12 protein-coding genes are annotated in these 21,299 nt (G+C 41.5%); 7 read left to right on the top strand and 5 right to left on the bottom strand.

Annotation, left to right across the window (positions count from 1 at the left end; genetic code table 11):
- Positions 1-271 precede the first annotated feature (271 nt).
- A complete protein-coding gene (locus N475_RS11365; RefSeq protein ID WP_063365306.1) occupies positions 272-1,906 on the top strand; it encodes a methyl-accepting chemotaxis protein in 1,635 nt (544 codons plus the stop codon).
- Positions 1,907-2,139: 233 nt separating this feature from the next.
- Here N475_RS11365 and phnW read toward each other — a convergent pair whose 3' ends face one another.
- The 3 genes from phnW to N475_RS11350 form a co-directional block, all read right to left on the bottom strand.
- Entirely contained in the window at positions 2,140-3,234 is a 1,095-nt protein-coding gene (gene phnW / locus N475_RS11360; RefSeq protein ID WP_063365305.1) for a 2-aminoethylphosphonate--pyruvate transaminase, read from the bottom strand.
- Positions 3,235-3,443: 209 nt separating this feature from the next.
- A complete protein-coding gene (locus N475_RS11355; RefSeq protein WP_063357769.1) occupies positions 3,444-5,543 on the bottom strand; it encodes a TonB-dependent receptor in 2,100 nt (699 codons plus the stop codon).
- Positions 5,543-6,994 (bottom strand): PepSY domain-containing protein, encoded by a 1,452-nt coding sequence (locus tag N475_RS11350; RefSeq protein ID WP_063357770.1) that lies wholly within the window; start codon positions 6,992-6,994, stop codon positions 5,543-5,545. Before N475_RS11350 ends, N475_RS11355 begins: the two co-directional genes overlap by 1 nt.
- A 271-nt stretch (positions 6,995-7,265) precedes the next feature.
- Between N475_RS11350 and N475_RS11345 the strand changes: the two genes are divergently transcribed.
- From N475_RS11345 to N475_RS11335, 3 genes are all read left to right on the top strand, one after another.
- Positions 7,266-7,550 carry a YciI family protein gene (locus tag N475_RS11345; RefSeq protein ID WP_063357771.1) on the top strand — a complete coding sequence of 95 codons (285 nt, stop codon included), beginning with the start codon at positions 7,266-7,268 and terminating at the stop codon, positions 7,548-7,550.
- A gap of 50 nt (positions 7,551-7,600) precedes the next feature.
- Positions 7,601-8,497 (top strand): hypothetical protein, encoded by an 897-nt coding sequence (locus N475_RS26075; protein ID WP_227008495.1) that lies wholly within the window; start codon positions 7,601-7,603, stop codon positions 8,495-8,497.
- 800 nt (positions 8,498-9,297) lie between these two features.
- Positions 9,298-9,780, top strand: a complete 483-nt coding sequence (locus N475_RS11335) for a GNAT family N-acetyltransferase (protein ID WP_063357772.1) — start codon at positions 9,298-9,300, stop codon at positions 9,778-9,780.
- A gap of 473 nt (positions 9,781-10,253) precedes the next feature.
- Here the strand turns inward: N475_RS11335 and N475_RS11330 are convergent, their stop codons facing one another.
- Complete coding sequence (locus N475_RS11330; protein ID WP_063357773.1) at positions 10,254-14,273, bottom strand: response regulator; 4,020 nt, start codon at positions 14,271-14,273, stop codon at positions 10,254-10,256.
- A 91-nt stretch (positions 14,274-14,364) separates the two neighbouring features.
- Between N475_RS11330 and N475_RS11325 the strand changes: the two genes are divergently transcribed.
- The 3 genes from N475_RS11325 (at position 14,365) to N475_RS11315 (ending at position 18,552) form a co-directional block, all read left to right on the top strand.
- The gene (locus N475_RS11325; protein WP_063357774.1) at positions 14,365-15,444 is read left to right on the top strand and encodes an HD-GYP domain-containing protein; all 1,080 of its coding nucleotides are present in this window, start codon (positions 14,365-14,367) and stop codon (positions 15,442-15,444) included.
- Positions 15,445-15,462: 18 nt separating this feature from the next.
- Entirely contained in the window at positions 15,463-16,584 is a 1,122-nt protein-coding gene (locus N475_RS11320) for a response regulator (RefSeq protein WP_063357775.1), read from the top strand.
- A 306-nt stretch (positions 16,585-16,890) separates the two neighbouring features.
- The gene (locus N475_RS11315) at positions 16,891-18,552 is read left to right on the top strand and encodes a tannase/feruloyl esterase family alpha/beta hydrolase (protein WP_063365341.1); all 1,662 of its coding nucleotides are present in this window, start codon (positions 16,891-16,893) and stop codon (positions 18,550-18,552) included.
- A 39-nt stretch (positions 18,553-18,591) separates the two neighbouring features.
- On the opposite strand, the gene N475_RS26175 is transcribed toward N475_RS11315, so the two are convergent.
- Entirely contained in the window at positions 18,592-21,219 is a 2,628-nt protein-coding gene (locus N475_RS26175; protein WP_063365304.1) for a fibrinogen-like YCDxxxxGGGW domain-containing protein, read from the bottom strand.
- Between the last annotated feature and the right edge of the window lie 80 nt (positions 21,220-21,299).

Genomic DNA, 21,299 nt, shown 5'->3' with positions numbered 1-21,299 from the left:
ACGATGCTGATTTAGACAATATGCTCATTTGGTGAGTTTTTGTGTTGGGTAATAACGTTATGAATAATGGCTCATGGCAATTACATAGAATCTGGTCGATTTTATAAGTCGATTAAATCGTCAACTTTAGACTAATGGGTAATTGCATTTATAATGTATTTGAAGTTTTGTATCTGTATGTTTTAAATGGATTTTATTTTTATTTTCACTGGCGAACGATTTCTCCGTGTCTATATTTAAGGTTCAATATGTATGCAAGAAGGAACAACTTATGCGAACGTTAAGGCAATGTAGTATTTATCAACGCCTCACGATTTTAATTGGGACAGTGATAGCCGCTTTGGTAATCCAAAATGTGCTAAATTTGCAGCGTCAATATGCTGCTTTAGAATCTCAACAATATGAAAAAACACAAAGCTTAGTAGAAAGTGCGCACAGTATTTTAAGTCACTTTTATGCACTGCAACGAAGTGGTGTATTAACGGAATTACAAGCTCGCGAGCAGGCTTTAAATACCTTGGCTAGCTTGAGGTATGAAGATAATAATTATTTTTGGGTAAATGACTTTCAGCCTGCAATGGTGATGCACCCCTTTAAACCGAACTTAAATGGTAAATCCCTTAGTGCAGTTAAGGATCCGGATGGCAAAGCTCTTTTTGTGGATATGGTGAACGTGGTTGAGCGTCAATCCAGTGGTTTTGTTCCTTACAAGTGGCCAAAGCCAGGCGCGCAAGAAGCCGTTGAAAAAATCTCATTTGTTAAAGGGTTTGAACCTTGGCAGTGGATCATAGGCTCTGGAGTATATCTCGATACTATTTATGCAGAATATCAATCTCAAAGAAACGACCTGCTTATTGATTTTGCTGTGATTATCATCCTATCAATCAGCCTTAGTATACTTATTTCTAAGAGCATACTGCACCCAATCCGCGAAACGGCTAATACTATGAAGCGTATTGCCAATGGTGATGGAGACTTGACGTTACGCCTCGATGAGTATGGTAAAGATGAAGTAGCTAAATTGACCAAGCATTTTAATGCATACACGGAGAGAATGCGCAGTTCCATACTCAAAGTGGCAGGCAACAGTGACAGTGTAAAAAACCTTGCCCATGAAGTTGATCAAGCTGGACGTGGAAACTTGAATTTTATTGAAATGCAAAATGACAACAGTCGCCAAGTTGCCACTGCAGTTGAGCAGATGAGCATGCAAATACAAGAAATTAATAACAACGCAGAAGCGGCGGAGCAAGCAGCCAGTGATGCTATAAAAAACAGCGGATTAGGTAAACATACTCTTGCCAAAACAATCGACACGATTGAAAGCCTTTCTGGGAATATTCAACAAGTGAGTGAAGTGACAAGCTCCTTGGCTGAAGAGAGTAACAATATTGGCTCTGTATTAGATGTGATCCGGGGCATTTCGGAGCAAACAAACCTCTTGGCTCTAAATGCAGCAATTGAAGCTGCGCGGGCGGGAGAGCAGGGCAGAGGGTTTGCAGTTGTTGCCGACGAAGTAAGAACTTTGGCAAGCCGTACCAGTGAGAGTACCGATGAAATTCAGTCTATGATTGAGCGATTGCAACAAGGTGCCAAAGCAGCTGTTATTGCAGTACAGCAGAGCCAGACAACGTCAATAGAGTCTGTAGAACAAGCCAAAGAAACGGATACTGCGTTGACGGAGATCGAGCGCTTGATCGAAGTGATTTCTCAAATGAATAGTCAAATTGCGCGTGCTACACAAGAACAATCTCATGCAGCTCAAGAAGTTAATCGACGTATAACTGACTTGTCTGATTCTACAAATCTGTCTTTAGATGCTACTCAATCATTGACTGATACGAGTAAGGCGCTGCGCAGCGCCAGTCAAGAACTGGGGCTCGTGGTTGAAGGTTTTAGAGTCTAATGCAGCAGTACGGAGCATGCTATAAGCATGGCTCCGTATACTCAGCGACTTAATAATGACCCTTAAATGACTGTATGGGCCTATTCAAAGTATGTAGACTGCGTCTTTTAGCCTGAGAAGCTAGCTCTTTCCATATCTCAAAGAGCAGCTGCCGAGTAGTTAGTTCACTATTTTTTATGTTGTATTTTGCGGTAGACGTAGAGTCAGGTATTTATTACTCTTTTTGGGTTTAATTACCAATACTTCGCCTGAGCAATCGCTTCCAACAATTGTGTGATATCTTGAGGCGTTACTTCACCGATATTACCAATTCTAAAGCAGTCGGCATTGGAGACCTTGCCTGGATAAATCACGTACCCAAGCGACTTCAATTGATTGTAAAAGCGTTTGAAGTCATAGTCAGGTGAGCTTGGAGAATAAAAAGAGGTAATAATAGGTGACTGGAGTGTCGTTGGCAGTAAAGTCTTAAAGCCAAGCTCTTGCATCCCTATAACCAATAGTGATTGGTTTTTTTGATAGCGTTGGAAACGCGCTGAAATTCCACCTTCTTGTTTAAGTTCAGTCAAAGCTTGAGCAAAGGCCCTAACGACGTGGGTTGGTGAGGTAAATCGCCATTTACCATGGTGCTGTTCCATGGTTTGCCACTGTGCGTATAAATCAAGAGATAAAGAACGAGCGTTGCCTTTGGCTGTGTGCATGAGTGATTTTTTGGCTATGACAAAGCCAAAACCGGGCACACCTTGAATGCACTTATTGGCAGAGCTTATTAGTACATCAATATGCCACTCGTTTATGTCAAACGGGATCCCGCCAAAACTACTCATAGCATCGAGTATCATCACTTTATTATGTTTGTGCACAAGCTCAGCGATTTCTTTTGCTGGGTTCAATATACCGGTTGTGGTCTCGCAGTGTACCATTGCAACGTGAGTAATTGTTGGATCTGAAAGCAGCGCAGCTTCAACCTTATGGCCCTCGGGCAATTCAGTTTCTGCAAAGCCCAGCTCCGAGTATGTAATTCCGAGATATTGCGCAATTTCAACTATACGTGCGCCATATGCCCCGTTATTGATGACTAAAAGCTTGCCACCATTTGGTATAAAAGTGCCAATTGCTGACTCGACACTACTCGTGCCGCTTCCTTGCATTAATGTTGCGGTATATTCAGTGCTCTTCGTAGCTAGTGAGCATAGTTCGCTACGAATGGCTTGCACGATGTCTACGTTATAATCATCATCCCAAGTACACCAATCTTTTAGCATTGCTTCTTTTACTGAGTCGGAAGTCGACAAGGGGCCTGGAGTTAAAAGTAAATATTCGTTGTTCATGATGTTTCTCTATCTGGTCTATACCAGTTATTAGAGCACAGAGTTGATGACGATTTGATGACGACAATAAGTCAAACAGAATTATGATGCAGTGACAAAGAAATGGGTAAGTTGAACAAAAAAGTGATATCGACACTATATTAAGCCGATATCACAATAGGTTGGTTGTGTCTGACCAAGCCAAATTAAATTGCAAACCTTAATTTAGGTCAGAAAGTGTAATTTAATCCAACATAAGCTGTTCTTGGCGCACCGGGTTGAATTCGCTCTCTACCATAACGTTTTTCAGCTTGAAGCGCGTATTTTTTGTCTGTCACATTAGCAAGGCGCATATGGAGCTTGAGGGCTTGTGACAATTGATAGTTAACTTTCAAGTTTGCAATCGTGTAGCCATTGTACTTTTCGGAATTTTCGGCATCCATCCAGTAATCGCCGATGCTTTTGAGCTCAGCTGTGATTTGTAGTCCCTCAAGTAGTGAGCTATTGTGATTCACTCTTAAGTTTGCGACATACTCTGGCGCCATCTGTAAGCTATTACCCGTTAGGTTTTTTTCGTCTCTGTCTTGTCGGTTTTGATCTTGAATATAGTGCCCAAACTCGTGGTTTGATTGACTGTAAGCTAACGCTAACGACCAGTTAGGGCTAAAGGTATAGTTTGCACCAAACTCGAACCCTTGATGCTTCACTTCGCCAGCGTTAGTTCTGTAGCTAGCACCAAGATCATCATAAGCAGTTACAATGGCATCTTTAACGTCCATTACATAATAGGCGACCTCAACCGAGAGTTTGTCTAAGTTGGTTTTGTAACCTATCTCATAGGTGTCGGATGTCTCTTCACTGAGAGAGTCCAGTTGAGAGCTGGTTTCCTTAGTTTTAAGGTGATACATTTCTGAGGCGGTAGGAAGGCGAATAGCACTTGCATAACGCACATATACACTTGCATGGTCCTGAAGCTTGTAATTCAAACTGGCTTTAGGACTAAAGTGTTCAAAGGTGTCACTGCGGCTCGGTATTGAACGATTATTAAATCCGTCGTCGTCATATGTCGGCAAGTGGTTGTCAAAATCATATTCGTTATGATCATAGCGCAGTCCAACGGCGTAACTTAATTGGTCACTAAGCTGGCCAATGTGCTGAACATACGGAGAAATACCCGTGTAGCGGGTGGTATCATTATAGAAAATATGCCCTTTGGGAAAAGTTCTTCTTGAGCGACCAGATGTGGTGATAGTGGTTGGCTGATACGAGTACGCTTCACCCTCAGACCGCTCGATATCGATACCCACCGTGGTTTCAAAGTCACTGCTATGTTCAAAGTTACTTAAAGCTAATAAGCCAATTGATCTCACACTCGACTCAACATTGGGCATATTTGGCTGCCATGTGGCGATATAATCATTACTTCTGTAGCGCAGATAGGGTATGACAGAGGCATAAAAACCTTGGCCTTCATACTGGTATTCAGAGCTCAAGCGTACGTAATTGGTGTCTCGACGGGGATCAATATCTAAGACGTTCTGTGACAGGCCGGATTGAGTCGGGTCGGCTGTAAATTCATCACTGGTCAATGCATCAAGCATCTGTTGGTCGAGAGTCGATGCAATTAAGCTTGTTTTGAGGCTTTGCTTGTCATCAATGGTCAACTCATGAAGCACATTGAATTCAGACTTTTTGACGCTACTGTGAGTCCGCCAGCCATCATTGTCTAGGTGTGCCGCTGAGATTCTAACTCCATTTTTATCTGACATTTTATGGACTAGCGCACCATTAAATTTCTGGTAGCCATTTTCTCCAAATGTAGTGGCGAGTTCATTACTACTCGTATTGACGGGTGTTGAAAGTACGTTTACCGTTGCCGCGACAGCTCCTGAGCCATATAGACTGGTACCCGCACCTTTGATGACTTCTAATCTTGAGGTCGACGAGTTTGTGCTAGCCCACCAAAGTGCATTGTGGTTGTAGAAAGCTGCAGATTGCAGTGGCACGTTGTCCTGAAGGTAAAGGGTATAGCCACCATAGTTAATGGGCATACGGATCGCGGCGTTATGGCCTTGACCACCCGAGAGCTGGTTTAGCAATACGCCCGAGATTGTTTCCAAAGACTCGGAAACATGTTGTGCATTGTCATTTCTTATCACTTCTTCTGATACGCTACCAACGCTTAGTGCGAGGTCAGTATTGGCTTTGGCCGTACGACTAGCTGTAACCGTGATCTGTTCTATATCATCTGTTGCAGCTTGTTGTGCGTTGGCCATGTCTGCTTGTAAAAGTGCAATGGTAATCAGTGAATAAGAAAAGCCTGATTTCATTATGCTTGTTCCTTAGTTATTTTTAGTAATTCATTGTTATTTAAATCACGTTGCTGCTTTGCTCGTCGCTGACGAAATGTTCTAGCTAAGTATAAACTAGTGCCTAGTATGGCAACGGATACTAATCCAAGACAAATAATTGCGATAATAATGTCACGTGGACCTTTGCCGATTGGATTTAGAAAGTGGTATTTATGCAAGTAGCCAAAGTGCCAGCTTCGGGCGTTTTGCCATGTATTGTCTACTGCCGCTATATAACCGGTGTGTGGTTCGACACTGTAAAGTGTGCTCGGATTATGCTCAAACCTGAGTTGGATAACGGGTAGGCGCTTGTTGATAAAGCCGTAAGTTGGACCGAATTTATCAATTTTATCGGCGTGATTGACCTGACCTTGAACGTTCAGCTGCGCATGTAATATATGCTCAGCGAGTAATTGATTATTTATGTTGGTAGGCCTCTGTTGCCAATATGAAAATTGCATATTTCGCTTTTCATAGGAGACGACTTGGCTATAAATTTCGTCATCGATAGCAACCAGCTGAAAGTTATCTCCACCGGATTGAATCAGTGCCTTTACAGGGTCATGATTTAACGCGTGGGTGTAAAGGGTGTTGTCAGGTACGGTTTGCCTAAACGTTTGTGGATAAAACTTATCTATTAATATATGCATGCTACTGGTTGCGAAGCCCAACAAGCACAAACTGAGAGCCAACCCTGCACCTCGGTGTATTGCATGATTATTTAAGCGTGTTGATTTAATGCGGGGCCAAAGTAGGCTGTATGCGAAAAGCCCGAGAATTGCCATGACTAATAATGCGCCGCTGAGTAACAGCATCGGAAGAATGCGCCAAGGGCTATGACGGTCGCCAATAAACTGCCAAGTGTGAAGATGTTTAAACCAGAAAGACAGTGATTCACGTAATGGTGTGTTGTGTGCGGTAATTCTTTTACCAAGGGTGTCAATATATAAGAAGTTGCCATCTTCTAGCGAAAATCGATATACCGGTAGCACGCGATTTATTTCTGGATAAGCGGGGCTAAACTGTGTAACTAACTTTGAATCAATTATATTTTTCTCAGACCATTGGCTAGCGAGAGCACGTGCATATTGTTGGTCAGTTAGATTTGATACTTGCCCATCAACGGGCAAATAGTGGACTTGTAGCTCATTAAGCTTAACTTCCCTAATCTGGTAGTAATAGCGCCCATCATATTGTATTAGGCTTGCATGACTAAAATGTTCTATGCGCGCCTTATGCAGCAGATCTTTTAACTGTGCATAAATTTGTAAATATTGCGTATTAACCTGAACAGGCGCTGCATTGATCCTTGGCGCCTTCGCGAAGTGCGACATGATAGGGTGCAGTAAGCCAGAAAGCGCCCATATTACGAAGGGTAACAAACAGAACAGGGCGATGCGTCTATGCCATGTAAGTAACCGTTTTAGCATATGATTATTATTATATTAAGGATAATGGATGCATTATATGTAACGTTCAAATGGATTGGCATGTGACAAATTGTCGCAGGTTGGCTGCATTTGATTAACAACTGCGATGTTAATCAAGTTGTAAGTAAATGTGAGTATCTATATACATGTACCTTTTTGGCTGATACATTATTAAAAGAATCGAAATAGGTATATTCATTATATTAATGAAGTTAATGAGTATTTTGATTAAGCATTGAACGCATATCAAATATTATAAAAAGGAACTGGCATGTTTATCGTCACGCTAAGTTATTTAGTTGGTTTATCAGAAGTTGATAAGTATTTACCCTTGCACGTTGAATATTTGGACAAGTGTTACGACGATGGTGTTTTTTTAATGTCTGGCCGTACAGAACCTAGAACGGGTGGGGTAATCTTAGCGACTTCTACCTCTAAAGAGCAATTGGAAGTTGTGTTAAGTGAAGACCCATTCTTCAAGACGGGTATTGCCGAATACCAAATTACAGAATTTGTGCCCTCAAAAACAGCAAAGGAATTAGATTACTTATTGTGACTTCTGTAGTAGTGTAAAACAGGACAAGCAATTAATAGTTAGTCAGCTCAATGAAAGAAAGCCTTTTACATAAACTACAAGTATTTAAGTCCTTACCAAATAAACTTTCATCCAATGTAAGTGATAAGTTGACCATTTTTCGCGGCGCCCTAGAAGGGCTGCCGCTATTTGCCTCTCAAAGTGAATCAAAGCAAGCTGTCTTCGACGAAAAGCATTATTTTGTAATTCCTTTTGCATCATCTCAATACAAAGTTGCGTTACACACTATACGGAGTTTGCCCTGTGGCGCACCTGAAATAAACAGCTTGCCTAAACGGCGTGTTTTTCACTTTTTCAATGAGCACACTGAGTCTTTATTGGAGCACATCTTGTTGGAGCAAGCGGAAATATTAGTAACACAAGATAATGCTGGAAAGGTGAGCCGCTTAGAGCAACTAGCCAATGATATTGATGCTTTAGACACTAAATTGACGTATGGAATGATGTTGGTAGGCAGCTTGTCTGCTTTAGTTAACCCGGTTGTAGGTGCAGCTATTACCGCAAAGGCGATTTTGCCTAGTGTCACAGGTTTACTGAACAAACATGGCTTGCGGCCGCTGGCTGAAAAGCGCACTCAAAAAGAGCTTGAAGACCAGGTAAAAGAAGCACAGGATAAAATACAGCAAGAGTTTAGCGAAGCGCAAACAGTGAAGTTTATGAACCCTGTTTTGCAACGTTTAGATCTCGCATTGAGAACCGATGAAAGTCAGTATGATCCGCTACTAGATAGCGATGTTTCTCAGCTAGCTGACTGGGAGAAAGAAGCCTGGCAGTGCTTAACTATCGAGGCGTTGGAACATGTATATCAAGAGGTTATTGCGGATCCAAAACAATATCCAGATGCCTGCTTGGGAGAGGAGGACATTCGTTGGCTCAATTACTTATTTGAAGGCAATAAAGCGCTTTAAGGCTTTGCTGCACTCGTCACCTTCATGTACCAAACTAATCCTAAAATTATAGATTAAGCGCGATTTCACTTTTTACCAAAATTGTACACATGGTCGGCGGAACGCCTAAAAATGTAATTCTTTTCATCAAGAGTGGTGACTTTAAATATCTATATTTTTTAGAAGGTTATTGTTTAAAGTTGAGCCTTTTAAAGTCGATGCATTACTATAAATATCGAACAGAAGGCGTATATTATAGCGTTCAGCGTTTCATGCAGAGCCACGATGTTTGAGTCGTCATACACTCATTACCATGATCATGTATAGAAATGTTTTTCTGGGTTTGTACTCGTGCCGCCTCGAAAGATCGCCCTAAAGTATATGAATGTAAACGGCATTGTATTGAAGCCCCTAGAATTTGAGGTGAGTCCTCCACTGCCGCGATGGTGTCTGGTATATCTGCTGGCGTGAGCGATTGGCAAAAAAACTTTGCAGTTTAAGCAATGAATTATGCTTTGTCCCAAAGTAGTAAATCGAAATTCTCAACTGGCAAATGTCAGTGTTTTGCATAAGCCTTGAGCCACTCCGTACTGCTTGAACATCAGTAGATAAAAGTTGGCTACGAAGAGGTATTGAAGACTCAAAGAAGTGATAGCAAGCTATTTGGAATAGCGGCACTTGCAGAATCGTTATGTAAATCAGGATCTGTTAGACAATAGGTCTATATTTAACCGAGCGCACTACAACATACACGAATAACAGAAAAGTAGTGGGTTAGTGCATAAGCTAGCTCAAGAGAAAAACACATTGGTGTCAATCATATGATAAGAGAAGCAAATACAAAAGATGTCGCAAGTTTAGCTGCACTCGCGTTACATGTGTGGCTAAATACTTATACCGTTGACGGTATGCGTAAAGAGTATGCTGACTTTGCCATCACTCAATTTACTAAAGAGTACTTTGAAACATTGCTCGCTTGTGAGCACTATCATGTGCTGGTATATGAGAAAACAGGCGCTATTCTCGGCTTTGCAATCGCTAATTTAGACTCTTTTTATGATGAGCCAAGTAACGGGTATGAACTAGAAAAGCTCTATGTTCATAGCCATTTTCAAGGCAAAGGAATTGGCAAGGCATTGATAAAAGCAATTGAGCAACACTGTGGCAATCCGTTTTGGTTATATACTTGGGCAGAAAATAAATCCAACGTATTTTATCAGCGCTTAGGTTTTAAACAAGTTGGCGAATTTAAGTTTGATTTCGCAGGAGCCACTATTTTAAATTATGTTTATGTAAACAGTTAGTGTAATAATAGTTATAAAGTGTTTTTTGGTTGCGTGGCTAGCGGTTTTTTAATGTAAAATTAAATTATTTATATTGTTTTATTTATGGTTTTAAATCTTTGAACTTTTGTAAATTTTGGAGTGGTTAAACTTTAAATTTAGAAACACTTAGTTAGTTGTTTTTTATTACTTTCAGTTGGTGTGTTAGAAGCGTAAGCAGTTAAGGCGCGTTCAATTTAGACTATTGCGTTTATAGTAATTGTACTTGAGAAGTGAGCTTTCCAATTTTTTGTTGGAATAGCAAGCTGTTTATCTCACCATTTGTGAAGTGATGAGAACAATAGTGAGCATATTTGTTTTGGCGGTTTTGAGCTTTATTTGGCGCCCAATTGGTTACCATGTCTTGTCAAAAGTAATTAATTTTAGCCAGAGACACTTTTCTGACTGACTGCATTGTATGTGTTAATAGTTACTGTATTCACTGTGGTTAACCTTTAAGCTGATTGATTGAGCAATTGTGAGATAACATCTCGAGCTTGATCAAATTCAAAGTCCTCTATGAGCTCAATAAGCTGATTACAGGTTTCTTCGCTGATCTTATGTTTCGCTTTTAGTTCATGCACTTTGTCTACTGATTGCGTATCGCAAGCCAGCAGCAGCTCTTCTAATTCAATAAAGTCACTTCGAGAAATGTTTAAAGGTACAACGTTAGAGGATACTTGCTCTGGAGGAGGTGTATCTTGTTGTACTTCAGAGAGTGCCTGATGGAGTTCACGTAAATACTGCGTCATGATTTCAACGTCTTGTGATGCTACTTTCTCTCCTTTTGATATGGCTGACTCAATGTCAGAGGCTTGTTTTGAAAGTTCATCAATACACAAATTGGCACTGGCCCCTTTGAGAGAGTGAGCAATCCTCTCCGCATGCTCTAAATCGCCAATGACCAATGCCTGACTTAGGTTTATTGTTTCTTCAATTTGGTTTCTAGCGAACTTTTTAATAATATTCCAAAATGCTTTTTCATTACCGCCTAGCCTTTTGATCGCACACTCTACATTGACGCCTTTAAGTTCTTGAGTTTTACTCTGCTCTGGCGCATCGTTAGGAGACTCCTCTGTCACAGTCTTTGAAATTCCATTTGAGCTTGTTTCGTTTTGATGTTTGCCTCGCTCAGTGGCAAGGTGTGCCCTGATAGTCTGTGCCATTTGAGTGAAGTTGATTGGCTTGCCGATATGGCCATCCATACCTGCTTGTTCACATTTTTCTAGGTCTTCTTTCATCACATTGGCTGTCATAGCGACGATCGGAAGTTTATCAAACTGACTATTGCTTCTAATGGCTTTTGCCGCAGAGTAGCCGTCCATAACTGGCATTTGTATGTCCATTAGTACGATATCGAAAGGCTCGCTATTAACCATATCCACAGCGATTTGGCCGTTGTCCGCGATTTTTACAGACAAGTTTAACGAGCAAAGCATTTCATTGGCGATCTCTTGGTTGGTACTGTTGTCTTCTACCAGCAATACTCTCTCTTGATTAAACTCGGTTGTTTCTGACTCAGAGGCTGTTTTGACAATGTCTTTTGAATCTTGTGGTGTTAACTCAAAAGATTCCATAATCGCATCGAGTAACACAGAGGCATTAACTGGTTTTAGTATGATGGCATCAATTAGGTCATGTATTTCTGCATTCATGCCTATGTCGGTGCCATAGGCAGTGACCAAAATATACTTAGGCTCTATCTCCAGCTCGAGCGATTTTATATGTTTGATGGCATCAATGCCGCTCATATGGGGCATTTTCCAGTCCATGAAAATAATGTCATATTCACTGGCTTGCACCAGCTCAATGGCGCCAGCACCACTGGCGCTGCAAGTGACATTGAACTTCATCGCTTTTAGTAAATTAGTCAGTATTGAGCGTGCACTTTCGTTGTCATCAACCACTAAGACCCGTTTACCAGCGAGCTGGCTATCTGGGCATATTACATTTGTTAGTTTTGCTGATTGCAGCCCACAACGTGTTGTGAAATAAAATTCAGAACCATTACCTTCTTCACTATTTACGCCGATAGTGCCATCCATGAGTTCCACAAGTTTTTTCGAGATACTCAGCCCAAGTCCAGTACCACCATACTTTCTGGTTATAGAGCCATCAGCCTGCGAGAAAGCTTGGAATAGCTTGTCTTGTTGCGCTTGTGTCATCCCAATTCCTGTGTCTTTGACAGAGAATTTGAGAGTGGCTGTATTTTCTTGTTGCTCGATGGTCGTAACAGAGATTGTGATTTCGCCTTGCTCGGTAAACTTAATCGCGTTACCACAAAGGTTGATAAGTACTTGGCCCAGCCTAAGCGGATCACCAACCAAGCTAATTGGCACGTCAGGGGCAATATCAAGCAGCATTTCAAGCCCTTTCTCTTGCATCCTGATAACGTTTATATTGACGACATTATCAAGTACTTCTTGCAGAGAAAAATCTATTTGCTCAACTTCTAGCTTGCCAGACTCAATTTTAGAGAAATCTAGGATATCATTGATAATCCCAAGTAAACTTTTTGCAGCTTGGTCAATCTTGTTTACATAACCAGATTGCTGCGGGCTGAGCTCTGTGCGAAGTGCCAAGTGGCTCATTCCAATAATGGCATTCATAGGTGTTCGAATTTCATGGCTCATATTAGCCAAAAATTCACCTTTTGCGGTACTCATCTCGTCCGCTCTGTCTTTGGCTAGGCGCAGCTCTAGTTCCATTTGTTTGCGCTCTGTCACATCTAGCAACAGACCCACAACGCCCGCTAATTCATTTTCGGCATTGGTGAAAACGGCTTCATAGACAATGAAATTACGCGGTATATTTTCTGAGTTTTGAATGGTAATCTCATAATGCTGATTGGACTTTCCTGTTAGTAGATCTTGGTGGGATTGCTCAAAGACTTGTGCAATTTCATAGTTGAAAATGTCCTCTGCTGTAGCGTCCAGTACATCCGCATCGAACGTACCAAAGTATTGATGAAAAACGCTATTGACGCCAAGGTACTTGCCCGCACTGTTTTTGTAATACATGGGACTTGGTATGGCATCCAAGATTTTTTTGTTTAACTCTAGTTGTTCAACAATACGTTTCTCAGCTTTTGATTGTAAGTCTATGTTTTGAGTAAGTTGTAGGCTTACTGCTAAGTCGTTAATTACGGATTTAATCCACTTGTAATCTTGGTCTGTTAAGGCAACTAAACTACCGAGTTCAAGTAAGCCGATACTGTCATTGCTGACCACTAACGGGAAGTAATAAAGCTCGCAAATCGATAGCTTTTCACCATTTAGCTCAATGGCATATTGATCTTTTTCGAACTTCATCGAGTAGGGCTTTTGTGTGCTTAGCACATGAAAGTGGATGGAGTCATAATTACTATAGGTTCTTGCGGCGCTAGAGCTGTAGCCGGTTCCGGCAACTCGATTTAGTACTTTTTGTTCTTCAAACACATAAAGGCCTAAAAGTGGCACAGATAGACGCTGTTCTAAAAATTGTAGTAGCTCTTCTCCGAGTTCATGCGGGTTCTTCTTTCCTCGAAGTGCAAGACCAAAGTCTTTCATGATGGTGTTGAATTCCAGTTGTTCAGAGAGATCACCTAACAGCTTATTCATAGATTTAGACAAGTCAGACAAGTCTCCTTTTACAGACTCGTCCAAGGTAAAATTATAATTGCCTTGTTCGACATTTGTGACAACCTGCTTTTGAATTGATGCAACTGGGTTTATATATAGCCGCCATAATAAGTAGAATGATAGAGCAATATTGACCAGCAGAACCAAATTGAAGATGTTTCTCAGTAGGTAGGCGTTACTTAAACTATTCTGATGGTTTTCAAGCTCTGTATTGATCCGGGTGGTAATGGCCCTGTGCGCTTCACCTATCGCCGACATTATTTTTGATTTTTCGATTAAGTAGTTGTCGCTAAAAAGAATTTTTTGAGCACTGATTAAATCTGGTGCAGCGTCTTTGACCCAGTTACCATATTCATCTTTGTGAATACCCTCAATAGAATTAAAAGCACGCCTTTCTAAAGAAACCAGCCCATTAGACGTTGAAAGTGCGTTTTGCATTTGTAAAAGCTCAAAATCTTGGGCACCTAGCTGCTGAAAGCGTTCAATAATGTTGTGCCCATCATTGACTCGTACAATCGGCGGTAAGTTGGAGTGAGGAGCTGCCAAGCTATCCCAATAATCATAGGTGTTTGCATTGTCTGCGCGAACTTTTCCATCACGTACTAACAAGGTATAACTAAATAGCTGTTGCCATTTGTCATTGCCCGTAACTGCGTAGGCCCTTGCAAAGTTTGTTAGATTATCGGAGCTAAGCTTTAACTCATGAGCTAACTCAGTGAGTTTGAAAAGCTGAGTTTGTTTTTCTGATAGCTCACTCACTTCGGTTTTTACATAGTAAGACATCAGCCCAATACCGATACTAACTAAGAGCATGATTGAGAATGTGATAAAAAAGCTGATTCTTAAACTTTTCATCGGATCCTATCCAAGCTTGGCGTTTCAGTAATAATAGACCTATATTTTTGTGTGTGGTGAACAATTGTCCAACAAATCAATAGAAGGGACTATGGAACAGCAAAAAACAGTGCTAGTGGTTGATGACGTTAAAGAGAATTTGGCTTTCATGACGGAAATCATTAAGGATAAGTATCGAGTACTGGCAGTTAAAAGTGGCGAGGCTGCGATTTCGGTTGTGGCAAAAAACAATGTTGATATTATTTTATTAGACGTTGTGATGCCTAAAATGAATGGCTATGAAGTAATTAAGTATCTAAAGTCACATGAAATTTACTGTGACATACCGGTCATTTTTCTAACCGCAAAGACCAGCGTAGAGGACGAAGAGAAAGGTTTTTTACTCGGCGCATGTGATTATATTAACAAACCAATAAGTCCACCAATTTTGCTTGCGAGGTTGAATACACATTTACTTAATAAAGAATCCAAAGATATTCTGAAAAACAAAAATGATTATTTAGAAGAAGAAGTACAAAAGCGGACTGAACAAATGTCTCGGTTGCAGGATGTCACGATACAAGCAATGGCCAGTTTAGCAGAAACCCGTGACCAAGAGACGGGTAATCATATACGCCGTACACAACTATACGTAAAACTATTGGCAACTATTATTAGTGAAAAAGACAAGTACAAAGAAGTACTTAACTCAGAAACCATCAATAATTTCTACAAGTCGGCACCACTGCATGATATCGGCAAAGTAGGGATCCCCGACAATGTACTACTCAAACCAGGCAAGCTAACAGCCGAAGAGTTTGAAATAATGAAAAACCATACCGTGTTTGGCCGCAATGCGATTGAAACCGCTGAATCAGCGCTAGGCCAAACGGATAGCTTTCTACAAACCGCAAAAGAAATCTCCCATTACCATCATGAAAAATGGGATGGCTCTGGTTACCCATTGGGATTAAAAGGGGAGGAGATCCCCTTAAGTGCTCGTTTGATGGCAATAGCAGACGTGTACGATGCGCTGATTAGCAGGCGTGTATACAAGGACGCAATGGAGCATGACAAAGCAATTGCAATTATGAAAGAAGGGAGGGGGACACATTTTGACCCTGACTTACTGGATGAATTTTTGCAAAAAGAAGAACTGTTTTTTGATATTTCCCAACAGTATCGAGACTAGCACTTAATCGGGGGTGATATGAGTTACACTGTTTTGCTAGTGGATGACGACGACGTCAATCACGATATCGCAAAAACAATGTTAGGAGAGGAGCACGAATATTTCTCGGCGTTCAATGGTGATGACGCACTTACATTGTTTGATGAGCGTAAATATGATGCTGTGTTACTAGATGTTGTGATGCCAGGTATGAATGGTTATGAGGTTTGCAAAGCGATACGTAGTAGACCGAATCATTCAGACACCCCGATTTTGTTTATTTCTTCAAAAGACTGTATAGAAGATAAACTTGAAGGTTTTAAAGCAGGAGGGGATGACTATATCACTAAGCCTTTTGACGCCGATGAGCTGAGCTTCAGAATTGAGCGCTTGGTAAAATACAGCAGTGAAATTGATACGCTCAAAGTGAGCTGCGAAACAGCCGAAGAAGTAACGATGACGGCCATCACCAGTTGCAGTGAGCTAGGGCAATGTCTTGAGTTTATCGAAAAGTCTTACCAATGTAATACCCTTTCAGATTTATCGAAAGCCATATTAGAAACATGCAGTAATTTAGACTTAAATGCATCTGTGCAAATTGGGTTACTGGGTGAGTTTAGAGATTTTTGTAATTTTGGCGTGATAAACCCACTTGAAAGTGAGTTGCTCAAAAAAGGGCGTGAAAGTAAAACGGTGATTAATATTGAAAAGCGCAGCTTCTTCAACAGCTGTTATTGTTCTTTGCTAGTTAAAAATATGCCCATAGAAGATGAAGAAAAGTATGGTCGATTTAATGACATTTTGGCCTTGATTGTGAGAGGTGCTGACGCCAGACTGCGGAGTCTGCAAACTAATATTCAAGCTATACAAGCCAAAAATAAAGGTCTACGAGAACTTAGTCAGGTGGCAAGTAAGGACCTAGAAGACATTGAACAAGTCTTTAAAAACTACAGTCATTCGTGTCAGGAGTTAGTTGAACGGCTAATTTTTGATGTTGAAGACTCGATACTAGAGTTTGGTTTGACGAGTGCACAAGAGCAACAACTGAGAGACACGTTAGACGGAGCGAAAGATGACCTGAAGCAGGTTCAGGAACATTCAGAGGACATGTCTGCAACGTTCAATGACTTTTTTATTAAGCTAGACAAGCTTATTGACTAAATAACTGGTCAATTCAAAGTAAACGTGGGTTTTCCAGCCGCGCTTTAACCCACGTTACTGCATCAGGGGTATAGTTATTGGTTATAGCTCTCAATTCACGTAAGCAATGAAATGGCATTTGTCTTTGCTTTTTTGACTCAACAGTTAGATGATTAATCTATTCTTATCCAGACTTTACTTAAATACCTTCGCGTATTGCTCATTTATGCCTCTCCATTTATTTCACTTGAGTTTCTAAGTTTTATACAACAAAATTGCAATTGATAATCGTTATCATTTTAAACCCTTAAAAGGAGATAAATGGGTATGTCTATAAAATTTAGCTTTTTTGGTAAAACCACTTTTTCGATAACACTGCTGGGGTTGTTGCATTTTTCACCTAGCATATTTGCCTCAGAGTCTGCAGTTGAGCTGAGCGATCAGCAGAGGGCGTGTATGTCTTTGCGATTTGATAATTTTGCAAAACTAGAACGAGGTGATGCCGCGACCAATGTGATTGAGTCTCGTTTTGTTAAGGGTTATGAAATGAATGCGACGGAATCTTTGTGGGCCTACAAACATAGCCGGTTAATGGGAGCGCCTATTCCCAGGTCACAAAAGTATCTCCCAGACCATTGCCTTGTGCGAGGCTATGTGACGCCAACTATACGCTTCGAATTACGCTTACCCGCACGTGAACTATGGAACCAAAAGTATTTGCTTAATGCATGCATGGGCTTTTGTGGAGATGTGAGTCCGTATCCACCAATGGCAGGTATTGTAAGGCATTATGCAACGATGAGCCATGATGGTGGCCATACCGCTTATGGGTTTGATGGCAAGTGGGCGCGGAATAATGAACAAGGAAAGATAGACTTTGCCTATCGTGCAAACCATGTTGTTGCCGTAGCAGCAAAAGCAATAATCGAAAAGTTTTATCACACCCAGCCGCAATATTCATTTATAACGGGGTGTTCAAAAGGTGGACATGCAGGTGTCATGGCTGCAAAGCGATATCCTAACGACTTTGATGGGGTAATAGCCAGAGGACCTACTATCAACTATACCGATGTAAATTTGGTTAATTGTATGGATAACGCGCGTGCAATTTTAGATGAGCGAGATGAACCAATCTTATTGCCAAAAGATATCAGCAAAATTGCCAATGCGGTTGTGAATGCATGCGACTCGATTGATGGAGTGAGCGATGGCGTAATAAGTGACCCAACTCAATGTGACTTTGATCCACAAACCCTAGTTTGTGAAGCCGGAAAAGTACAAGACTGTTTATCACAGCAACAAGTTAACGCGGTTAAAGCGCTATACGCACCTTCCAAAAATGCGCAAGGGGAAGTGATTTATGCGGGTCTACCATATGGATCTGAAACTGAGTGGATGGGGTGGGTTGCCCCTCAACTTACTCAGTTAAAACCGTTTCATTACTATGCAGCAACAGAGTATCTAAAGTACATAGCATATCCTCAAGCGCTTGATGTCGACTACAAATGGCGTGATTTTTCATATGAAGATGAACAAGAAAATTTGGCACATGTCAGCAATATGATTGATGCTGATGATCCTGATTTAAGAGACTTTAAAAATAGTGGCGGAAAAATGCTGGTTATACATGGTTGGGCGGATGCAGCGGTTCCTGCTGGGGCAACCATCAAATGGTATGACGAAGTTGAAGCGTTTATGGAAAGCCACAACCAGGAAGTTCGCGATTTTGCCAGATTATTTTTGTTACCGGGCGCTGCGCACTGTGGTGTTGATGGCCCAGGAAACTCAACTTTCGATGCCATTAGTGCTTTAGAGGCTTGGGTAGTTGGCGGAGTTGCTCCAAGCAGTTTACTGACACAAAAAGAAAACGCTCAGGGAGAAGTTGTAAGGGAGCGACCTGCATACCCTTACCCGCAACAAGCTATTTATGATGGTAGAGGCGACCCAAGCAAAGCGAGCAGTTTTAAAATTGGTCATTTAGAGGATTAAGTCAAGCGCAAAAGCGGCGCTATTGCGCCGCGTTTTGAGTTATTTGATAAAGTATTTTAGCTGGTCTTGCTCAGTATGAGCATAGATTGTACTGTATGGCCAGACTAAAAAAGGTCTTTCTGGGTTACCATTAAATATTGCGGCGCCTGCAATATCATATTGATAATAACCAGTGTTATCTGCCAGTTGTGCCATTGTGAAAGTTCCGCTATCGACATAATTACATGCTACGCCAGTAGGCTCTGAGCGGAAAATATTTAACCCTTCCATATGTGGTGTATTGTTGAACGTTGCAGTTAGGTCAGCAGCTGTGTTGTCCATCAAACTTTGGCATCCCACACCCGTCGGATTAGTGACATTGTAAGCAGAGATCATAGATACTTTTTGATTCTCATCGATAAACATGAGCCCCTCTGTCATGGTATCTCTCAATGCTTGCCATTGGGCGGCTGCCAACACACCATATTGATCAATCTTAACAGGATCTCTCTCCAGTTTTCTTTCGATTCCATCGGCATGGTTGGCAAACAGAGTCCAACCACCACCTAATGTATCCATGTCACAGTATGCCGTAAAGGGGGCCAATCCACCGGCTCCATCTGGGTCAATTTTATAATACCCTGAAGTAGCGCCAGCATTTTTCTGTTGAATATCTCTGCAGTTTACGCCCTGCGCGGTATCAGGATCTAACCCAAATTCATCAATGAAAAATCCGTGGTATTCCATTTCATCAATTTGAGTACGGCTTGAAGAGCCATGAGTCGAAAGTACTAGCAGCCTAAAGTACGTGCCAACGGCAGGACGTTGAAGCGTTACTGTCGCCTTTCCTTTGTCCATAGTAAGGTGTTCATGGTCAACAAAATTGACGCCATCATCTGAAACCTGCAATATTGCTTCATTTGGTGTTCTTGGCGCAAAATTAGCATCATGCATCGCAACTTGGGTACTAAATGCGGTAATAACCGCTTTTTTGGCAAACGCAACTTGCAACCACTCATTGCTGTTTGCAGGCCCAAGCCAAATTCCATGGGAAATATAGTCTCCAGCATCAAGGTTTATTTTTCTTTCCGGAGCGGTGTAGTATAAGTGTCCATCAAATGCGCCGGCAGGGGTAAAGCCTGAGACAGTGGCACTTGCTGTATAGCTTGCTGGTTGTAATGAATTTGTATAAACCAAAGCAATGTTTTTATTTGGTCCAGTTTCTTGCGCGAAAATAGCTTTGCGAGATGCACTTGGGTCTTGCATATCACAATAATAATAAATGCCTTGTTCGCCACCAGGGCCATCTGCATCAATGAGGTATATGCCACTTTGTGCTGAAGGGGTCGCCGCGAGTACATTCGCACAGCTTGAGCCATCACTTGGGAATACTTCGTTATTCAATACTGTCAGCATAGCCAAAAGTTCATCGTACTTGGCCATAAGCATTCTATCTGCAGAGTCCGTATACCCTTTAGTTACAAGGTGGTTAGGCTGAATAGGGGTATTTGCGATGGCATTACCAATCACTTCTAGTGCCGCTGAAGGTGTCACTGTGCCTATACCCACATTTACATTGGTGGTTACTTTGCCTGAGCCATCTTGCCAATGAGTTGTGCCTGGTACACCCTGAATACCTTGAGGCCCTTGCGGACCAATTGGGCCTCTGTCCCCTTGTGGGCCAATTGCACCAGTTGCACCAGCCGCTCCAGTTTCGCCCTGAAGGCCTTGTATGCCTGGAATGCCCTGCGGCCCCTGAACACCTTGCTCACCTTGTATACCTTTGAATTCACTCCAAACAGCTCCGTCACAGATGAATACCTGCTTTTCGACACTGTTGTAGTACATAGAACCTTCATGAGCTGAGTCACAAAGAACGGGAGAGCTTGTTTGCGGCTTTAACCTCAGTGCGCCGGCAATTTCGGTATTGCCATCTAATGTTTGGCTAAACGCACTTGGTAGACTGGTACTATCAGATGGATCTGTATTGTTTAAAAACTCAGTTAAGTTAGTAGCTAAATCACCATCCAAATCTGATTGAGCATCGCTCGGATCAGCTGGGTTAAGGCCATATAAAACTTCCCAGGTGTCGGTCATACCGTCCCCATCACTGTCAGCATTTTTAGGCGCGATGGTTACTGATACAGCGTCGAAGTCCACAACACTTACCTGCGTATCAGAGTTTACAAGCTCCAATACGATTGGTTGTGCGGAGTCAACTAAAGCTTGATGTACACTACTTGGTGTGAATGAGACTGAAATTGGTTTCAATTGGCCTTGCTGAAGTTGTATATTTGGCGTGAGATCAATAAATTCGCCATTGATTCTAAAACCAATTTTAAAATTATACGCGTTACTGTCATTTCTCCAACCCACATTCGCAGAGACCGTATATGTACTTTGCATATCAAGAGGGGTTAACAAGTCTTGACTAAGTTTTGCCCCAGCATTTGCAAATCCAATGTTATTAATGGTTTCGTGTGAAGAATACTGAGAGAGAGTTGGGTTGAATATGCCAGCGCTATCAGCAGAAGATACCTGCCAATTGGTTGACTCAGAACTTGCCTGTGCTTCTTGCAAACTGAGTGCATTGAACTGGCCGTCGTTAACCAACTCTTGGCCAAAAGCATGTGTACTAGAAAGACACAGAGCCAAGGTTATGTATTGAGATAATTTAGACTTTATCATTGATTTCCTTTGTGTTTATTTATTGGGTAGAGAGCTTGTAGAGCGACTTTTTAAGACGGTATGGAGGTATAAAAGTAACT

It is taken from the genome of Pseudoalteromonas luteoviolacea DSM 6061 (assembly GCF_001625655.1).
GTDB classification, from domain to species: Bacteria; Pseudomonadota; Gammaproteobacteria; order Enterobacterales; family Alteromonadaceae; genus Pseudoalteromonas; species Pseudoalteromonas luteoviolacea.
This window is presented reverse-complemented; position numbering and strand designations above follow the sequence as displayed.